This is a genomic window from Luteimonas aquatica (genome assembly GCF_022662575.1).
GTDB classification, from domain to species: Bacteria; Pseudomonadota; Gammaproteobacteria; order Xanthomonadales; family Xanthomonadaceae; genus Luteimonas; species Luteimonas aquatica.
The window spans coordinates 51849-68899 of the sequence record NZ_JALBFU010000009.1; the positions used below are offsets into that span (position 1 = coordinate 51849).

At 70.2% G+C, this 17051-nt stretch carries 13 protein-coding genes; 2 read left to right on the forward strand and 11 right to left on the reverse strand.

The genetic code is table 11. From position 1 onward, the window contains the following. Positions 1-77: 77 nt before the first annotated feature. The 7 genes from MD221_RS14235 to MD221_RS14265 form a co-directional block, all read right to left on the reverse strand. Positions 78-398, reverse strand: a complete 321-nt coding sequence (locus tag MD221_RS14235) for a hypothetical protein (RefSeq protein ID WP_242112515.1) — start codon at positions 396-398, stop codon at positions 78-80. Between the two features lie 69 nt (positions 399-467). Continuing rightward, the gene (locus tag MD221_RS14240; protein ID WP_242112517.1) at positions 468-1679 is read right to left on the reverse strand and encodes a S1 family peptidase; all 1212 of its coding nucleotides are present in this window, start codon (positions 1677-1679) and stop codon (positions 468-470) included. Between the two features lie 160 nt (positions 1680-1839). Next, the gene (gene rodA / locus MD221_RS14245; protein ID WP_242112518.1) at positions 1840-2952 is read right to left on the reverse strand and encodes a rod shape-determining protein RodA; all 1113 of its coding nucleotides are present in this window, start codon (positions 2950-2952) and stop codon (positions 1840-1842) included. A 160-nt stretch (positions 2953-3112) separates the two neighbouring features. Continuing rightward, on the reverse strand, positions 3113-5245 hold the full coding sequence (mrdA, locus tag MD221_RS14250) for a penicillin-binding protein 2 (protein ID WP_242112520.1): 2133 nt from the start codon (positions 5243-5245) through the stop codon (positions 3113-3115). A 9-nt stretch (positions 5246-5254) separates the two neighbouring features. Continuing rightward, a complete protein-coding gene (gene mreD, locus MD221_RS14255) occupies positions 5255-5731 on the reverse strand; it encodes a rod shape-determining protein MreD (protein ID WP_425602284.1) in 477 nt (158 codons plus the stop codon). Continuing rightward, positions 5728-6762, reverse strand: coding sequence for a rod shape-determining protein MreC (gene mreC / locus MD221_RS14260; RefSeq protein ID WP_425602285.1), 1035 nt, complete (start codon positions 6760-6762; stop codon positions 5728-5730). Before mreC ends, mreD begins: the two co-directional genes overlap by 4 nt. Before the next feature lie 153 nt (positions 6763-6915). Then, a complete protein-coding gene (locus MD221_RS14265) occupies positions 6916-7959 on the reverse strand; it encodes a rod shape-determining protein (protein WP_242112522.1) in 1044 nt (347 codons plus the stop codon). 222 nt (positions 7960-8181) lie between these two features. On the opposite strand from MD221_RS14265, the gene MD221_RS14270 reads away from it, so the two are divergent. Beyond that, positions 8182-9114 (forward strand): carbohydrate kinase family protein, encoded by a 933-nt coding sequence (locus MD221_RS14270; protein ID WP_242112523.1) that lies wholly within the window; start codon positions 8182-8184, stop codon positions 9112-9114. A 46-nt stretch (positions 9115-9160) separates the two neighbouring features. Then, positions 9161-10159, forward strand: a complete 999-nt coding sequence (locus tag MD221_RS14275; protein ID WP_242112524.1) for an alpha/beta hydrolase family protein — start codon at positions 9161-9163, stop codon at positions 10157-10159. 55 nt (positions 10160-10214) lie between these two features. Here the strand turns inward: MD221_RS14275 and MD221_RS14280 are convergent, their stop codons facing one another. The 4 genes from MD221_RS14280 to MD221_RS14295 all read right to left on the reverse strand — a co-directional run bounded on the left by MD221_RS14280 (position 10215) and on the right by MD221_RS14295 (position 17047). After that, complete coding sequence (locus MD221_RS14280; protein ID WP_242112525.1) at positions 10215-11864, reverse strand: EAL domain-containing protein; 1650 nt, start codon at positions 11862-11864, stop codon at positions 10215-10217. A gap of 226 nt (positions 11865-12090) precedes the next feature. Continuing rightward, a complete protein-coding gene (locus MD221_RS14285) occupies positions 12091-15201 on the reverse strand; it encodes a translocation/assembly module TamB domain-containing protein (RefSeq protein WP_242112526.1) in 3111 nt (1036 codons plus the stop codon). A 119-nt stretch (positions 15202-15320) separates the two neighbouring features. Continuing rightward, a complete protein-coding gene (locus MD221_RS14290; protein ID WP_242112527.1) occupies positions 15321-16052 on the reverse strand; it encodes a hypothetical protein in 732 nt (243 codons plus the stop codon). Beyond that, entirely contained in the window at positions 16049-17047 is a 999-nt protein-coding gene (locus MD221_RS14295) for an alpha/beta fold hydrolase (RefSeq protein WP_242112528.1), read from the reverse strand. Before MD221_RS14295 ends, MD221_RS14290 begins: the two co-directional genes overlap by 4 nt. Positions 17048-17051 lie beyond the last annotated feature (4 nt).

Sequence of the window (17051 nt, forward strand, 5' to 3'; positions counted from 1 at the left end):
TCGATGCCGCGCCGTTCAGTCTCCATCGCGCCGCACGCATCGGCATGCAGCGCGGCCACGGCGAAGCGCTCGCGTTGCTACTGCTCCTTGATCGGCGCCGGCAATACCTTCAGACGAACCGGCATGCCGAGCAACCGCTCCGCCTGCCGCTTCCTGTCGTCGTCGGCGCCGCGCAGATCATCCTCGGCCAGCACGTAGAGGACTTTCTCTCCCGTCCTGGCGTCGGTGTACATGCCCTGCAGCGTGGGGAACCAGGTTTTCAGCCTCGCTTGCGTGGACTGCGCCGGCGGCGCGGGATCGGCGGGCGGCGCCGCCGGTTCGGGCTGCGCCTGGCAGGCCGCCAGCCACCCCGACATCGCGCACAGCATCAGCGCCAGACCTGCCTGCTTGTCGTTCATCGCATGGCACTCCCGAGGATGGGCGTGGAATCGATGCCCGGCGACTCGCGTCACCGGGCATCGCGGTCCTCAGGGACCGTACACCAGCTGCAGGCCGAGCGCCGAGATGCGGTCGGTGCTGGTGTAGACCGCCAGCGCGCACTGGCCGATGCCCGTCCCCGTCGACGAGCCCGCCTTGTGCAGGCCGGTGGCCACGGTGCTGATGAACCAGGGACCGCCGCTGTCGCCGCCCGCGCAGGCCAGCCCCGTGCCGGAGGCCGGCGGCTCCAGGGCGATGTAGGTGCTCGCGCAGGTCGTGGCGCCGCAGGTGACGTTGCTGTAGCTGGTGGAGACCACGTCGCCGCAGCTGTAGCCGGTGGTCTTGCCGTAATGGCAGATGTTGTTGCCCACCGCCGTGCTGGCCTGGGTGCGACGCCCGGTCAGGGTCCGCAGCGAGGTGGCGCTGGCATAGAACTTCGGCTCGTCGGCGGCGCTGGTGGTATGCCACTGCGCGTCGTCGCTGGCGGTGTAGGACTCGCTCTGGAAGGTCATGGTCGAGGTCGCCCCGTCCAGGCCGGTGTAGGACTGGCTGTTGCCGCAGTGCGCGGCGGTGGCCAGGCCGGTGTTGCCGGTCGCCGTGTGCTTGACGACGAAGCCCCCGGTGCAGGTGGTCAGATGTCCGCTGCCGCGCACCGCCTGCTCCACGACGGGCGCCGGCAGCGTCTTGATGCGCGCGGGCACGCCGAGCAGCGCGCTGGCGGCAGCCTGGCGCGCCGAGGCGTCGGCCGCCTCGCCCGTCACGTACAGCACGACGTCGCCGGTCTTCTCGTCGGCGTACAGGCCTTGCAGCCCGGGCAGGCGGGACTTCAGCGCACCGATGTTGCGGTCGACTATGCCCTGCAGCTCGCGCTGGGTATGCGCGGCGCCGGACTGGAAATCGACGGCGACCATGTCCGCGCCCACCGCGACCAAGCGCGGGCTCACGGGCGCGGCGCCGGCCAGGCGCACGACCACGCGCGGCGCGGGCGCGTACTCGACGTAGATCCCGGCCACGCGGTCGCGATAGGCGCTGCGCAGGCTCTCGATCAGTTCGGCGGTGCCCGCCTGCAGGTTCAGGCGACGCAGGGCCTCGTCGACGCCGACGCCGTGGTGCCTGGCGTATTCCTGCGCGTCCACCTTCAGGAAATGCTCGTATTCGAGGGTTTTCTCGAGCGAGACGGGTCCGGCCGACGAGGCGCTCCCGACGGTCAGGGCGATTGCGAACGCGAACGGTACGACGGTATGCAACGGCTTGATGTCCATTTCGTCCTCCTGGATTGAATGCATCCGGTCACCACGCCACATGCGTGGCGATCGGACTCTAGCAATCGCGATCCGGACGCGATCTCACGGACCCGTCACATGAATAAATCGGGATTCGGACAGAAGCGGAGACGCTCGAAACGAACGAGCCGATGCGCGTTCAGGCGTGGATCGGGCGATGGTTGCGCACGGCCATCACCACGCCGATGCCGGCCAGCAGGGACACCGCCGCGGTGCCGCCGTAGCTGAGCAGGGGCATCGGCACGCCGACCACCGGCAGCAGGCCGGAGATCATGCCGCCGTTGACGATCACGTAGACGAAGAAGGCCAGGCCGAGGCTGCCGGCGAGCAGGCGCGAATAGCCGTCGCGCGATTCGGCCGCGATCCACAGGCAGCGGCCGACGATGAACAGGTACAGCGCCAGCACCACCGCCACGCCCGCCCAGCCGAATTCCTCCGACAGCACGGCGAAGATGAAGTCGGTGGTGTGCTCGGGCAGGTAGTTCAGGTGCGACTGCGATCCCTGCCCCCAGCCCTGCCCGGTCATGCCGCCGGAGCCGATCGCGATCTTCGACTGGATGATGTTCCAGCCGGTGCCCAGCGGATCGGATTCGGGGTCGAGGAAGGTGAGGATGCGGTCCTTCTGGTAGGGCCGCAGGAACCAGAACCAGGCCACCGGCGCCGCCGCCGCCACGCCGCCGAAGCCGAGCGCGAACCACCACCACGGCAGTCCGGCCAGGAACAGCACGAACGCGCCGCTGATCAGGACCAGCATCGCGGTGCCGAAGTCCGGCTGCAGCATCACCAGCCCCGTGGGCACGATGATGATGAGCGCGGTGACCAGCACCGTGCCCACGCGCGGCGGCAGCCACTGCCGGTCCAGATACCAGGCCGCCATCATCGGCAGGCTGAGCTTGAGCAGTTCGGAGGGCTGGAAGTAGAACAGCTTCAGGTCCAGCCAATGCCGGCCGTGCTTGCCGGTGCCGATCGCCAGCACCAGCAGCAGCGGCACCAGGGTCGCGGCGAACACCGTCGGCGTGGCGTCGCGCAGGCGCAGCGGCGACAGCCACGACAGCGCCCACATCGCGGCCAGACCGACCACGTAGCGCGCGCTCTGCGCCAGCACCAGCTGCGAACCGCTCTCGCCGCCGGCGCTGTAGAGCACGGCCAGCGCGATCGCCATCAGCGCCACCAGCGGCGCGATCAGCGCCCAGTCGAGCGTGCGCGTGACGCGCAGGAACATCTCCAGGAGCCAACGCAGGATGATGCTCATGCGCCCTGTCTCCGGATATCTTCCGTCGCCATCCCTGGCGCGACCTGGTCGGCTCCGGAGCGCCCTGCCCGGCCATCCATGGCCGGGCGCTCAGCGTCGCAGCAGACGCCTTGATGGCGTCCGCTGAGCACGCGACGCTTCGCCCAACGCAGGAGGATCTTCAATGCGTGGCTCCGGGCCGCGGGTCGGCGCCGCTGGCCGCGACGGCCTCCGGATCGGGGACGTCGTCCGGAGCGGCGTCGGGATCGGCATCGGGCGCCGCCTCTTCCCCGGTGAACTCCACCGGCATCGCCGGCGCGGAGGCGGCGGGCGCGGCGCCGGAGACGGGCACGAAGCGGCGCGCGCGTTCCTTCACCGCGTCCTCGGCGCGCGGCGGCATCCGCCCCGCGTCGGTGGCGGCGATGGCCTCGGCGCCGAGCGCGGTGAACGGCACGCTGTCCGCATCGGGTTCCGGCAGCCTGCCCAGCAGCCAGGCGTCGAACACCTTGCGCGCCACCGGCGCCGCCGCGCTGCCGCCGAAGCCGCCGTGCTCGACGATCACCGCGATCGCGATCTGCGGATCCTCGGCCGGCGCGTAGCCGACGAACCAGGCCTGGTGGCGCAGGTGCAGCGGCAGGCTGTGCGGGTTGAGGCTGACGTTGCCGCGCCGGCTGATCTTCTGCGCCGTGCCGGTCTTGCCGGCCATGCGATAGGCGGCGCCGCGCGCCATCGCGCGCCCGGTGCCGCCCGGATCGTAGATCGTGCCTTCCATGCCGCCCTGGATCTGGCGCACGTGCCCGACATCGGCGGCCAGCGCCGTGGGCACGGGCTGCGCGATCGGGGCCCACGGCGCGTCGAAGCCGTCGCGGCGGTCGCGCGCCAGGTGCGGGCGGCGCAGCTGCCCGTCGTCGGCGATCGCCGCCACGCCGCGCGCCAGCTGCAGCGTGGTCGCGATCCAGTAGCCCTGGCCGATGCCGGCGATCACCGTCTCGCCGGCGTACCAGGGCTCCTTGCTGCGCTTCTTCTTCCACTCCGGCGAGGGCACGATGCCGTCGTTCTCGCCGGCCATGTCGATGCCGGTCGGCTGGCCGAAGCCGTAACGGCGCATGTAGCGGTCGAACCGCTCGATCCCCATCTCGTAGGCGAGCTTGTAGTAGTAGTAGTTCACCGAGGCGGCGATCGACTTGCGCAGGTCGGTCCAGCCCGCGCCGCCGTGCGCGTCGCGGTAGCCGCGCCGCTGCCCGGGGATGTGGAACTCGCCGGTGGAGAAGACCTTGTCCTGCGCCCGGCGCATGCCGCTCTCCAGGCCGGCCAGGGCCACGAACGGCTTGATCGTCGAGCCGGGCGGGCCGCCGCCGAGCACGTTGCGGTTGAACAGCGGCCGCGACGGGTTGTCCATCAGGCGGCGGTAGTCGGCGTTGGAGATGCCGTTGACGAACAGGTTGGGGTCGTAGCTGGGCAGGCTGGCCATGGCGAGGATCTCGCCGGTCTTGGGGTCGATGGCCACCGCGGCGCCGTCGTTGTCGCCGAAGGCCGCGACCATGGCACGCTGCAGGTCGATGTCCACCGACAGGCGCAGATCGGTGCCGGCGGTGGCGGGCACGCGGCCGACGCGGCCGAGCGGGCGGCCCTCGACATTGGTCTTGACCTCCTCGAAGCCGATCTTGCCGCGCAGGATCTCGTCGTAATAGCGCTCCACGCCCGAGCGCCCGGTGTGGGTGAACACGCCGTGCTCGGCGCCGAAGGCGGCGATGTCCTTCTCGTCGGTGCGGCCGACGTAGCCGACGATGTGCGCCAGCAGGTCGCCGTAGGGGTAGCGCCGCGTCAGGTAGGGCTCGACCGTCACGCCGGGAAAGCGCCACTGGTCGACCGCGAAGCGCGCGATCTCGTCGGGCGTGAGCCGCAGCTTCAGCGTGACCGCACGGAAGCTGCGGTTGCCCTTGCGCGCGCGCTCGAACTGGGCGATGTCCTCCGGCGTCAGCGCGACCATCCTGGACAGCCGCGCGAGCAGGGTCGGGATGTCGCCGGCCGTTTCCGGCACCACGTCGAGGCGGAAGGCCGGCACGTTGTCGGCGAGGATGCGGCCCTTGCGGTCGTAGATCAGCCCGCGCGCGGGCACCACCGGGCGCGGCTTGACCCGATTGGCCTCCGAGCGCCTGGCGTAGTCGGCGTGGTCGACGACCTGCAGCTTGAAGTACCAGCCCGCCAGCCCGCCCAGGCATAGCAGCACCACGGCGAAGCCGAGCAGCGCGCGCAGGCGGAACTGCGCGGCTTCCGCGACCTGGTTCTTGATCCGCTGGCGCCGCTGACGCATCACCGCAGTCTAGTTCCGTCCCAGGCGCAGCGCGTCGAACAGCAGGAACAGCGGCGCCCACAGCAGCATGCCGATCAGCGGCGCCCACCAGTAGCCCCAGGCCAGCTGCGGCACGCCCAGCGCCAGGTGCACGGCCGCGGTCACCACGCGGTCGTTGAGCAGCAGGCCGCCGATCGCCAGCGCCTGCTGCGACAGCGGGAAGAAGCGCAGCTGCGAGCGGAAGCGCTGCAGGATGAAGGCCATCACCGTCATGCGCAGCGCCTGCTCGCCGAGGATGCCGCCGAAGGCCAGGTCGCCGAGCACGCCCATGGCGAAGGCGAACCCCAGGCCGGCGCGCTCGGGCGTCTCGATCACCCAATAGGCCACCACCAGCGCCAGCCAGTACGGCCGGAACGGCTGCAGCCCGGCCGGCAGCGGCAGCAGGCCCAGCAGCAGGGCCAGCAGCACGCTGACCGGCAGCAGCCAGCCGCGGCGGGCGCGGCTCATCGGGCCGGCCCCTGGGAAGGCGGCGGTGCCGGAGACGGCGCGGGCGCAGCGGCGCCTTGCCCGCCCGCCTGCGTGCCGGCGCCTGCCGGCGCGGGCGTCTGCGCGGGCAGCTCGACGCGCGTGGCGGTGGCCGCCGACACCGGATCGAGCGGCATCGGCGATGTCGCCACCGGCGCCGCCGTGGCGGCGGCCGCCGCGACGCTGCGCAGCAGCAGCACGTCGCGGCCGCGGTCGAGCTGGGCGGCGGGCTTGAGCTTGCCGACCAGGAAGGCGCGGCTGTCGTCGGGATGCAGCTCCGCCACCTCCCCGACCGGGAAGCCGGCCGGGAAGCGCCCGCCGATGCCGGAGGTGATGATCACGTCGCCCTCCTTCACGTCGCTGGAGAGGGGGATGTTGGCCAGGTCGAGCTCGTCGCTGCGGCCCTTGCCGTAGGCGATCAGGCGCACGCCGTTGCGCGCCACCGCCACCGGCACGGCGTGATCGGGATCGGTGATCAGCAGCACCGTGGCCGTGGTCGGGGTGACCTCGATGATCTGGCCGACCAGGCCGCCGGCATCGATCACGCTCTGGCCCAGGCGCACGCCGTTGCGGCTGCCGGCGTTGAGGATCAGGCGCTGCCGGGTCGGATCGAGGTCGATGTCCAGGATCGGCGCCAGCTGCACGTCCAGGCCGCCGCGCCCGGCCGCGCCGAGCAGGCCGCGCAGGCGCTCGTTCTCCGCCGCCGCCACCTGCAGCCGCGCCTGGCGCGCGTTGCCGACCAGGATCTGGTTGCGCAGGCGGCGGTTCTCCTCGCTCAGCCGGGTGCGCGTCGCCGCGTCCTCGCGCATGCTGTCGCCCAGCCGCGCCGGCAGCCCGGCCAGCCACCACAGCGGCTGCACCGCCACGTTGGCCTGGGCGCGGAACGCCGACAGCCAGCCGCCGCGATGGTCGAGCACGATCAGCGCGATCGACAGCGCCAGGAACGCCAGCAGCCGCAACGTGCTGGCGACATCGCCGGTGTTGCTCGGAGTTGGGCTGGCGTAGGCGGGCACGGGCGTGACGGGAGGGTCTCAATCCCGAGCGTAGCGCGGGACGGGCTTCGGGAAACAGGTTTCAGGACACGTTGCAGGCAGCGGATGCCTCGCTGCGCCCGGCACGGCTCGCATGGCGCTTGTCCGAAGCGGCGCGCCGGCGCCGCGCCCGGATCACTCGTACGCGAAGAATTCGTTGCCGTGCGTGTCCAGCAGTTCCAGCGCGCGCCCGCCGCCGCGCGCCACGCAGGTCAGCGGATCCTCGGCCACCTGCACGTGCAGGCCGGTTTCCTCGCTCAGCAGGCGGTCGAGGTCGCGCAGCAGCGCGCCGCCGCCGGTGAGCACGATGCCGAGCTCGGCCACGTCCGCGCACAGCTCCGGCGGGGTCTGCTCCAGGGCCTGCTTGACCGCGCTGACGATGCCCGACAGCGGCTCGCGCAGGGCCTCCAGGACTTCCCTGGAGTTGATCTTGACCATCTTCGGCACGCCCTCGGCCAGGTGGCGGCCGGAGACTTCCATCTCCAGCACGCGCTCCTGCGGGTAGGCGCAGCCGATGTCGATCTTGATCTTCTCGGCGGTGGTGTCGCCGATCAGCATGCCGTGGTGGCGGCGCACGTAGTTGATGATGGCCTCGTCGAAGCGGTCGCCGCCGATGCGCACCGACTGCGAGTAGACGATGCCGTTGAGCGCGATCACCGCCACCTCGGTGGTGCCGCCGCCGATGTCCACGACCATCGAGCCGCGCGCCTCGGTCACCGGCATGCCGGCGCCGATCGCGGCGGCCATCGGCTCCTCGATCAGGGAGACGTCGCGGGCGCCGGCCTCCAGGGCCGATTCCTTGATCGCGCGCTTCTCCACCTGGGTGGACCCGCAGGGCACGCAGATCAGCACGCGCGGGCTGGGGCGCAGGAAGCGCGACTTGTGCACCTTGCGGATGAAATGCTTGAGCATTTCCTCGGTATAGGTGAAGTCGGCGATCACGCCGTCCTTCATCGGCCGGTGGGTGGTGATGTGGCCGGGGGTGCGGCCGAGCATCTGCTTGGCGGCGGTGCCGACCTCGGCCACCGTCTTGGGGCCGCCGGCGCGGTCCTGGCGCACCGCCACCACCGACGGCTCGTTGAGCACGATGCCCTGCCCGCGGACGAAGATCAGGGTGTTGGCCGTGCCCAGGTCGATGGACAGGTCGTTGGAGAACAGGCCGCGGAACTTCTTGAACATCGGGGGAGAATGTCCGTTGGGGGGGGCTGGGGAAAAGGGCGGTTAGCCTAGCAAAAAAGCGCTGCCTTGACGGGATTTTTTGCGCCGTCGCCGCCGTCGCCGCCTGCCCCCCTGCGGGCCGCCCGCCCCGTCCCGGCCCGGCGGCCGCGGCCGGACGCGTGGCGGCATCGCGCGCCTTGGCTTACCCTACCCCGCTTTGGACGACCGACGGCGAGTTCGAGCATGGCTGCACTGATCTGCGGTTCCCTGGCCTACGACACCATCATGGTGTTCCCCGACCAGTTCAAGAACCACATCCTGCCGGACAAGGTGCACATCCTGAACGTCTCGTTCCTGGTGCCGCGCATGCGCCGCGAATTCGGCGGCTGCGCCGGCAACATCGCCTACAACCTCAAGCTGCTCGGCGGCAACCCGGTGCCGATGGCCACCGTGGGCCAGGACTTCGCGCCCTACCGCGAACATTTCCAGGAAATGCAGATCACCCTCGACCACGTCAAGGAGATCCCGGAGCTGTTCACGCCGCAGGCCTTCATCACCACCGACCACGACAACAACCAGATCACCGCCTTCCATCCGGGCGCGATGATGCGCTCCTACGAGAACCACGTGCGCGACGTTCCGGACGTCACCATCGGCATCGTCAGTCCCGACGGCTACGAGGGCATGCTGCAGAACGCCAAGGAATTCAACGAGGCGGGCATCCCCTTCATCTTCGACCCCGGCCAGGCCATGCCGCTGTTCAACGGCGCCGAGCTGCGCGCCTTCATCGACCAGGCCGACTACGTCACCGTCAACGACTACGAGTCCAACCTGCTGCAGGAGCGCACCGGGTACGGCGAGAAGGAGATCGCCGGCAAGGTGAAGGCCTACATCGCCACCCGCGGCCCCAAGGGCGCGGTGATCTACGCCGGCGGCAAGACCTACGACATCCCGCCCGCGCACGAGCGCCGCGTCACCGACCCGACCGGCTGCGGCGACGCCTTCCGCGCCGGCCTGCTGTTCGGCATCGAGCGCGGCTACGACTGGGTCACCATCGGCCGCATCGGCAACCTGATGGGCGCGCTGAAGGTGGAACACCCCGGCACGCAGAACCAGCGCTTCGACTACGACGAGTTCGCCGAGCAGTTCAAGCAGCAGTTCGGCTACGCGCTGTAGGCGCACGGCGGCCCGGCCGCGCATCGACACCGTCAGGAGTTCCGCCATGCCCCGCGCCGCCCACGTGCTTCTCCTGCTGCTGACGCTCGCCGCCGGCAGCGCGCAGGCCGAAGGCCTCGGCCTGCGCCTGCTCAAGACCCACGAGCCGGTGACCGGCACCGACGTGCCGTTCGCGGTCATCTACCCCGCCGCCGCCAGGCCCGATGCGGTCACGCAGATGGGCCCGTACGCGGTGCAGGCGCAGCTGGACGCGCCGATCGCCAAGGGCCGGCATGCGCTGATCCTGCTCTCGCACGGCCATGGCGGCAGCAAGTTCGGCCACCACGACCTGGCCGAGGCGCTGGCGCGGCACGGCTACGCGGTCGCGATGCCCGACCAGACCGGCGACAGCTACGACGATCTTTCCGGTGCCGGCACCGACCGCGTGCTGCTCGGCCGCGCCTGGCAGGCCAGCGCCACGATCAGCGCGGCCCTGGCCGACCCGCGGCTCAAGGGCCACCTGGACGCCGGGCGCATCGGCGCGGCCGGCTTTTCCGCCGGCGGCTACACCGCCCTGCTGCTGGTCGGCGCCCATGCCGACTTCTGGCGCTTCAAGTCGTTCTGCGAGAAGTACCCCAAGACCCCGGAGGTCTGCCCGACCGGCGCGGTGGCGCCGCCGAACTGGAATCCGTACACGATCAAGGACCCGCCGCCGACCGTCGATGCGCGCGTGCGCGCCGCCTTCTCGATGGCGCCGCTGAGCCTGATCATCGGCGATAACGACCTGAAGGACGTGCGCAATCCGGTGTTCCTCTACGCCTCGTCCAAGGACCAGGTGCTGCTGCCGGAGGAGAACGCGCGGCGCATCCGCCCGCTGCTGCCCAACCTGTACCGCTATCGCGAGATCGAGGGCGCCGAGCACTACGTCTTCCTGCCGCCCTGCCCGCAGGCGCTGGCCGAGGCGGTGCCGCAGATCTGCACCGACCCGCCCGGCGTCGACCGCGCCGCGGTGCATCGCCAGGTCAATGCCGACGCGGTGGCGTTCTTCGACGCCGTCCTGAAATGAGGCGGCCGCGCCGGCGCGAGGGCGCGGCGCGGTTTCCGTCCGGGGTCGCCACGGCCTAGCGCCGCGGCTGGCCATCCTGTCCCGGCGCGGCCTGCGCCGGGTCGTGCCGCGCCGGCGCCCCGGTGCCGGACGGGGACGCCACCAGCCCGCGGAGCAGGCTCTGCGCGTCCTGCGCCCGCGCGAACAGCCAGCCCTGCCCCATGCGTACGCCATGCGCGCGCAGGGTTTCCGCCTGCGCCTCGGTCTCGATCCCTTCGGCGACGATGTGCAGATGCAGGGATTCGGCCAGGTCGATCATGTGCAGCACGACCTCGCGCGCCGGCCCTGTCCGATCCGCCATCTGCACGAAGTAGCGGTCTATCTTCAGGCCGTCCAGGGGATAGGAGGCCAGATAGCGCAGGTTGGAAAATCCGGTCCCGAAATCATCGATGACCACGCGCATTCCCAGCGCGCGGATGGCCTCGATCGCGCCGTCGGCCAGGCTCGCGGACAACAGGCTGTGCTCGGTGATCTCGACATGGAAGCTACCGGCGTCCGCCCCCGTGCCCGAGAGCAGGGTGTTTTTCAGCTGCGCGACCAGGTCCGGCGACTCCAGGTCGCCGGCCGCCAGATTGAGGGCCAGAAAGAAGCCCTGCCTCGCGGCGAAGAACGCGGCCGCATCGCGCGCCGCCAGTTCGAGCACGCGGGCGGTGAGCCTGCGCGACAGTCCCTGTCGCTCGGCCACGGGCACGAACAGAGCCGGATCCTCGCTGCGCCCGTCCGCGCGCTGCCAGCGCAGCAGCGCCTCGGCGCCCACCCACTGGCGCGTCTCCAGGTCGACGATGGGCTGGTAGAACAGCTCGAACTCTCCCTTGCGCAGTGCCCGCCGCAGCGAGAGCCCGGACACGCCGAGCATCCCGCGCGCGACGAACAGGATCCATGTCGCCACGCCGACTCCGGCGACGATGGCAAGCGCGGTGACCGCGGTCACCAGCTCCCGCCAGGTCCACTCGCGTATCTGCAGCGGGTACGCGACCACCACGCCGGTCGGATAGGTCTTCGACTCCACGACGGCGACCGCGAACCCGCCGTCGATGAACGTCCTCTCGCGCCCGCGTTCGCCGGCCGCGATCCAGGCCTGGCTGATCCGTCCCCTCGATGTCCTGATCCGCCTGGCGATCGTCGAATAGGTGGCGACGACCGCCCTGGAATCGATGGGAATGTCCATCACGTGGGACGGAAAGATGAAGAGGACATATCCGTCGCGCTCCACCGCCATCAGCGAGGCCTTGGGCGCGTACGGGAGCGTCACCCGCGTCCTGACGTTGAACTGGCCATGGAAGTCGGCCTCCCCCAGGGAGATCGCCCGGTCCGGGAACGGCAGGGACGAGCACAACAACCGGTCCCCCTGCAGGTATCCGGCCGCGACGAATTCCGGAAACATCAAGGTGATCTGCCGCATCGCATCGACGCTGGCCTGCGCGCAGGGTCCCGCGCCGCGCCTGGCCTCCAGGATCGCAAAGCCCTGCCGCAACGAGCGCGACATGCGCTCGGAACGCACGAGCACGTCCTGCGCGTAGCCCGCGGCGATGTTGCGCTCGATGGTCATCGACAGCTGCTGCGCGGCGAGGTAAACGGCCACCGGCAAGCCGATCACGGCCAGGCATACGGCCAGGGCGATGCTGCCGTAGAAACGCCATCTTCGAAACGTTTGCCTCCTGGGCATGGAGGCCGCTCCCTTCGTGGACAGGCGCGAGGCTAGCAAGAATCCGGTGCGGATCGAGTGGATTCTCCATGAATCCGTTCAGATGTCTCGCCCAGGATCAGGTGCCGCTGCCGGAGGAGCTCCCGCGGCGCATCCGTCCACTGCTGCCAACCCGGCCGCGATGCAGCGCCAGGTCAATGCCCGCGCCGGCGCGAGGGCGCGGCGCGGTTTCCGTCCGAGGTCGCCGCTAGCGCCGCGGCTGACCACCCTGTTCCGGCGCGGCCTGCTCCGGCCCGTTCTGCGCCGGCGCCTGGGATTGCGGCTGCGGCTGCGTCTGCACTTCCCGCTCCGGCAGCTTGCCGACGCTTTCCAGGGCCGGGGTGGTCGCGGCCTGGCGCGCGTCGATGCTGAGCTTGTTCGAGGCCGGCGTCAGCGCCGAGACGTCCGGCTCCTGGCCGATGAACAGGTTCTGCTGGCCGTTCACCGGCTTGCCCAGCGCGACGTAGCCGATCTTGGGCAGGCCGCCCTTGTCCGCCAGCACCGCCAGGCTCGCCGCAGTCTCGGTGACCGGCAGCGCCTTGTCCGCCGGCAGGCCGCGATTGAGCCCCTCCACCTTGTCGCGGGCCTGGGAATACAGCTGCTGCGCCTCGCCCGAGCGCGTCTTCATCGCGCGGTCCACCGGATCGGCCGTTTCCGCCGCCGCCGGCATCGACCGATCGGAAAGCTCCGGCCTGCCGAGCGGTTCGGGAAGCTCCGGCGCCGGCGCGATCCTGCGCCTGCTGCCGCCACCGCCGCCCAGCGGGATGCTGATGCCGACCTTGAAGCCGTGATCCTTGCCGTCGGAGAACGCGCCCGCGGAATAGGTGACGTTGTTGCGGGTGTATTCGCCGCCCAGGTTGAAGTTGGTGCGCTCGCCCTTCTTGTCCTCGATCGAGAAGGTCGCCTTGAGCTTCGACTCGTCGCGGAACATCTTGGAGATCTCCGCGCCGGCGATGAACTTGTCGTTGGGATCGACCGTGAGGTTCAAGCCGACCCGCGAGCCGAGCTGATCGTACTGGTAGCCGCCGCTGGCGCCGAAGTAGACGCCGGTGGCGCCCTTGCCGATGTTGCCGTTGAGCTTGGCGTCGTTGGGACCGCTGACGCCCAGCGAGGCGTCCCAGCTCTTGTCGGCGCTGTTGTACTTGCCGTTGGCCACGCCCGACCACTGGTCCGACAGCGCGAAGCCCGAACCGCCGGACAGCTTGAAGCCGTCGGCCGTGCGGCTGTAGTCGACGTTGACGTGGTTGCGCGCGTCGAGCAGCAGCTTGGTGCCCAGCGTCTGGTTGCCGGCCGGGTCGCGCAGGTAGTTGAAGTCGAAGCGGCCTTCCTCGCCGAAGCGGCCCCAGCCGTTCAGGCCGATCCCGGTGCCCTTGGGCTCGAAGCTGCCCTTGAGCTGCAGGTTGAAGCGGTCGTCGCGGCCGCCCTCGAGGGTGATGTCGGTCTTGCTCTGGGCCTCGTTCCAGACCACCTGCCCGCCAAGGTTGCCGTCCGCGCCGATCTTGCTCTTGCCGCTGAAGTCGACGGCCCCCATGCCCTTGGTGTCGCTGGCGGCCAGGGCGAACTGCCGGCGCGGATCGGTGTAGCCCAGGTTCAGCGCGTTCTTGCCCTGCGCCTCGTCCCAGGTGAACTTGCCGGTGAAATTGCCGTCGCTGCCGATCTGCGCCTTGCCGCTGACATCGACGAAGCCCATGCCCTTGGTGTCGCTGGCCGCGAGGCCGAACTCGCGGCGGGGATCGAGATAATTGAGATTGAGCGCGGTCTTGCCCTGCGCCTCGTCCCAGTTGAACTTGCCGTCGATGCTGCCGTCCGCGCCTACCTTGCTCTTGCCGGTCACGTCGACCAGGCCCTCGCCCTTGGTGTCGCTGGCCGACACGCCGAACTGCTGGCGCGGGTTGGCATAGTTGAGATTCAGCGCGGTCTTGTCCTGCGCCTCGTCCCAGTTGAACTTGCCGTCGATGCTGCCGTCCGCGCCTACCTTGCTCTTGCCGGTCACGTCGACCAGGCCCTCGCCCTTGGTGTCGCTGGCCGACACGCCGAACTGCTGGCGCGGGTTGGCATAGTTGAGATTCAGCGCGGTCTTGTCCTGCGCCTCGTCCCAGGTGAAATTGCCGTCGATGCTGCCGTCGGCGCCCACCTTGCTCTTGCCGGTCACGTCGACCAGGCCCTCGCCCTTGGTGTCGCTGGCCGACAGCCCGAACTGCTGGCGCGGGTTGAGGTAGATCAGGTTCAACGAGGATTTGCCCAGCGCCTCGTCCCAGTTGAACTTGCCGTCGATGCTGCCGTCCGCGCCCACCTTGCTCTTGCCGGTCACATCGACCAGGCCCTCGCCCTTGGTGTCGCTGGCCGACAACCCGAACTGCTGGCGCGGGTTGAGGTAGTTCAGGTTCAACGAGGATTTGCCCAGCGCCTCGTCCCAGTTGAATTTGCCGTCCAGGCTGCCGTCGGCGCCGATCTTGCTCTTGCCGGTCAGGTCGACGGAGCCCATGCCCTTGGTGTCGGTCGCGGCCAGGTCGAACTGCTGGCGGGGATTGGTGTAGTTGAGATTCAGCGCGCTCTTGTCCTGCGCCTCGTCCCAGTTGAATTTGCCGTCCAGGCTGCCGTCGGCGCCGATCTTGCTCTTGCCGGTCAGGTCGACGGAGCCCATGCCCTTGGTGTCGGTCGCGGCCAGGTCGAACTGCTGGCGGGGATTGGTGTAGTTGAGATTCAGCGCGCTCTTGTCCTGCGCCTCGTCCCAGTTGAACTTGCCGTCGAAGCTGCCGTCCCGGCCGATCTTGCCCTTGCCGGTCAGATCGATCAGGCCCACGCCCTGGGTACTGCTGGCATTGAGGTCGAACTGCTGGCGGCCGTTGCTGTAGTTGCCGGTCAGCGCGTAGACGTCGGTGCCGGCGTTGCCCGACAGGCCGCCGCGGAACTGGTGCTCGCCGCGTCCGCCCTGCGCCCCGGCGGCGAACAGCAGGTCGTTGCCGTGCAGGCCGATGCCGCCGACATAGGTGCCACTGCCGCGCGTGGTGCCGAACAGCAGGTCGTGGGTACCGGCGCCGAAATTGCCGGAATAGCCGCCCAGCGTGGTGCCGCCGCGGCCGTCCACGTAGCGCCCGATCGCGTCGAACACCGGCTGGTTCTTGTCGTTGAAGCCGAAGCGCGAATTGAAATCGCTGCCGTCGCCCGACAGCGTCAGCCCGGGCCAGGCCAGCCCGACGGGCGGCGTGGCGGTCTTGAAGATCTCGGGAATGCGCGTGCCCGGCGGATCGCCCGGCCCGGCGGCGGGCGGATCCTGCGAAGGCTTGGGGGTCTTCTTGTCGTCGTTCTGGTCGTCCATTGCCATCTCCATCCGTCCCATCCATGGGAGGTTCGACAGTGGCCATCGCAGCGATGGCATGCGCATTAACTATTACATGAATGCGCCATTGTCAAGAAAAACCGCAGGAAAGCGCGACCTCAGCCGCCCCAGGCGGGCAATTTGGCTCGATCCAATCCGCCCACCTCGAACACCGCCGTGCGCGTGCCGCCGGCGCGCACCGGGAACTCGATCGCGATCGACTTCGCGCCCCTGGTCATGCGCCACAGCGCGCGCTGGTCGTTGACGAACATGGCGATGGCATCGTCGGTCTTCGGCCGCAGGGCCGCCATCGTCTTGGGCGCCGCCTCGTCCACCTTCACCTTGACCTTGCAGCCGCCGTAGCAATCGAAGTCGCCGGCCTGCAACACCAGGTAGCTGCTCTTTCCCCATTCGGGATGGTCGCGGAAGATCAGCCGCACGGGCTTGGCGCCGCTGCCGTCGCTATCGACCTCCTCCTTCGAATAGATCGCCGCCGACAGCTGCTGCCCGCCCTTCACGGTTTCGGTGTTGTAGCTCCACAGCGCGGCCAGCCGCGATTGTTCGCGCGCGGCCTCGGCCTTGGCCTTCACTTCCTCGTAGCGCGGCCGGATGCGCTTGGCCGCCTCGGTCTGGGGAAACTGGTCGAACAGTACGTCGGCCTGCGCCTTGGCCAGCGGCCAGTTCTCCTTGGACACGGCATCGTCGAAGCCGGTGGCGTTCTCCTGCGCCGCCTTCTCGTTGGCGGCCGCCGTGGCGGCCGCCTGCGCGGCGGCATCGGCGGCGCGGTCGCGGCAACCGCCGGCCAGCGCGACGGCGAGCAGGGCGGCGGACAAGGGGATGTTCGGGGTCATGCGGGTGCTCCTGTCTCGGTCGCCGGCGTGCGCCCGGCGGCGGCTTCGACCAGGCCCGCCACCGCGGCGGCGACCTCGTCGGGCTGTTCGATGATGGGCGAATGGCCGCTGCGATCGAGCAGCAGCTGCCGTGCCTGCGGGATCTGCGCGGCGTAGGCGGCCATCGCGCTGGGATCGATCACCTGATCGTGCGCGCCCCACACCAGCAGGGCGGGCTGGCGAATCCGCGCCGCCTCCGCGCCCGGCAGGAACTGGTCGGCGCCGCGGCCGATGTGCTCGAGGATGGACTGCTCGAAGGCGCCGTCGGCGCGGCGCTGGGCGATGACGATGTTCGACACCGGCCAGGGAATCGGCGGCAGGACGCGGCGGTCGTGCACCACGATGCCGAGGTAGCGCTGCAGCGAGGCCGCGTCGGTGACCCCGAAGGGATTGCCGCCGGCCAGCACCTCGCGGGCGAAGCCGTTCTCCTCGAAGTTCACGCCGGCCGCGTCGATCAGCGCCACGCGCGCCACCAGGTCCGGATGCCGCGCCGCGGTCAGCGCGGCGATGCCGCCGCCCATCGAATGGCCGACCAGCACCACCGGCGCGCCGCAGACCGCGCGGATGAAGGCGGCGACGTTCTCGGCCTGCGCGGCATAGCCGTAGTCGGCGTCGGCATCGCGCTGGCTTTCGCCCCAGCCCGGCAGGTCGGGAATGACCAGCCGATAGCGCCCGCGCAGCCGTTGCGCCAGGCGATACCAGTTTTCCTTGCTGCCGGTGTAGCCGTGGACCATCACCAGCGTCGGTGCCCCGGATCGGTCGGCGGCGCGTTCGGCATAGGCCCAGCGCTTGCCGCCGATGACCACGCTCTGCGCCTTCAGCCCGGCGCCGGCGCGCTGGCGCGCGTACTCGGCGCGCACTAGCGCGAAGGGATCGCGCCACAGGCGCCAGGCCAGCAGCAGCGCCCACGCGGCCGCCAGCAGGGCGACCGCGATCAGCACGAGCTGCCAGTTCATGGCC

Coding starts and splice junctions, on each gene's coding strand:
- rodA (WP_242112518.1), bottom strand. CDS start 2,952: ATGAGCATCATCCTGCGTTGGCTCCTGGAGATGTTCCTGCGCGTCACG.
- MD221_RS14275 (WP_242112524.1), top strand. CDS start 9,161: ATGCCCCGCGCCGCCCACGTGCTTCTCCTGCTGCTGACGCTCGCCGCC.
- MD221_RS14270 (WP_242112523.1), top strand. CDS start 8,182: ATGGCTGCACTGATCTGCGGTTCCCTGGCCTACGACACCATCATGGTG.
- MD221_RS14290 (WP_242112527.1), bottom strand. CDS start 16,052: ATGACCCCGAACATCCCCTTGTCCGCCGCCCTGCTCGCCGTCGCGCTG.
- mrdA (WP_242112520.1), bottom strand. CDS start 5,245: ATGCGTCAGCGGCGCCAGCGGATCAAGAACCAGGTCGCGGAAGCCGCG.
- MD221_RS14295 (WP_242112528.1), bottom strand. CDS start 17,047: ATGAACTGGCAGCTCGTGCTGATCGCGGTCGCCCTGCTGGCGGCCGCG.
- MD221_RS14265 (WP_242112522.1), bottom strand. CDS start 7,959: ATGTTCAAGAAGTTCCGCGGCCTGTTCTCCAACGACCTGTCCATCGAC.
- MD221_RS14285 (WP_242112526.1), bottom strand. CDS start 15,201: ATGGACGACCAGAACGACGACAAGAAGACCCCCAAGCCTTCGCAGGAT.
- MD221_RS14235 (WP_242112515.1), bottom strand. CDS start 398: ATGAACGACAAGCAGGCAGGTCTGGCGCTGATGCTGTGCGCGATGTCG.
- MD221_RS14240 (WP_242112517.1), bottom strand. CDS start 1,679: ATGGACATCAAGCCGTTGCATACCGTCGTACCGTTCGCGTTCGCAATC.
- MD221_RS14280 (WP_242112525.1), bottom strand. CDS start 11,864: ATGCCCAGGAGGCAAACGTTTCGAAGATGGCGTTTCTACGGCAGCATC.
- mreD (WP_425602284.1), bottom strand. CDS start 5,731: ATGAGCCGCGCCCGCCGCGGCTGGCTGCTGCCGGTCAGCGTGCTGCTG.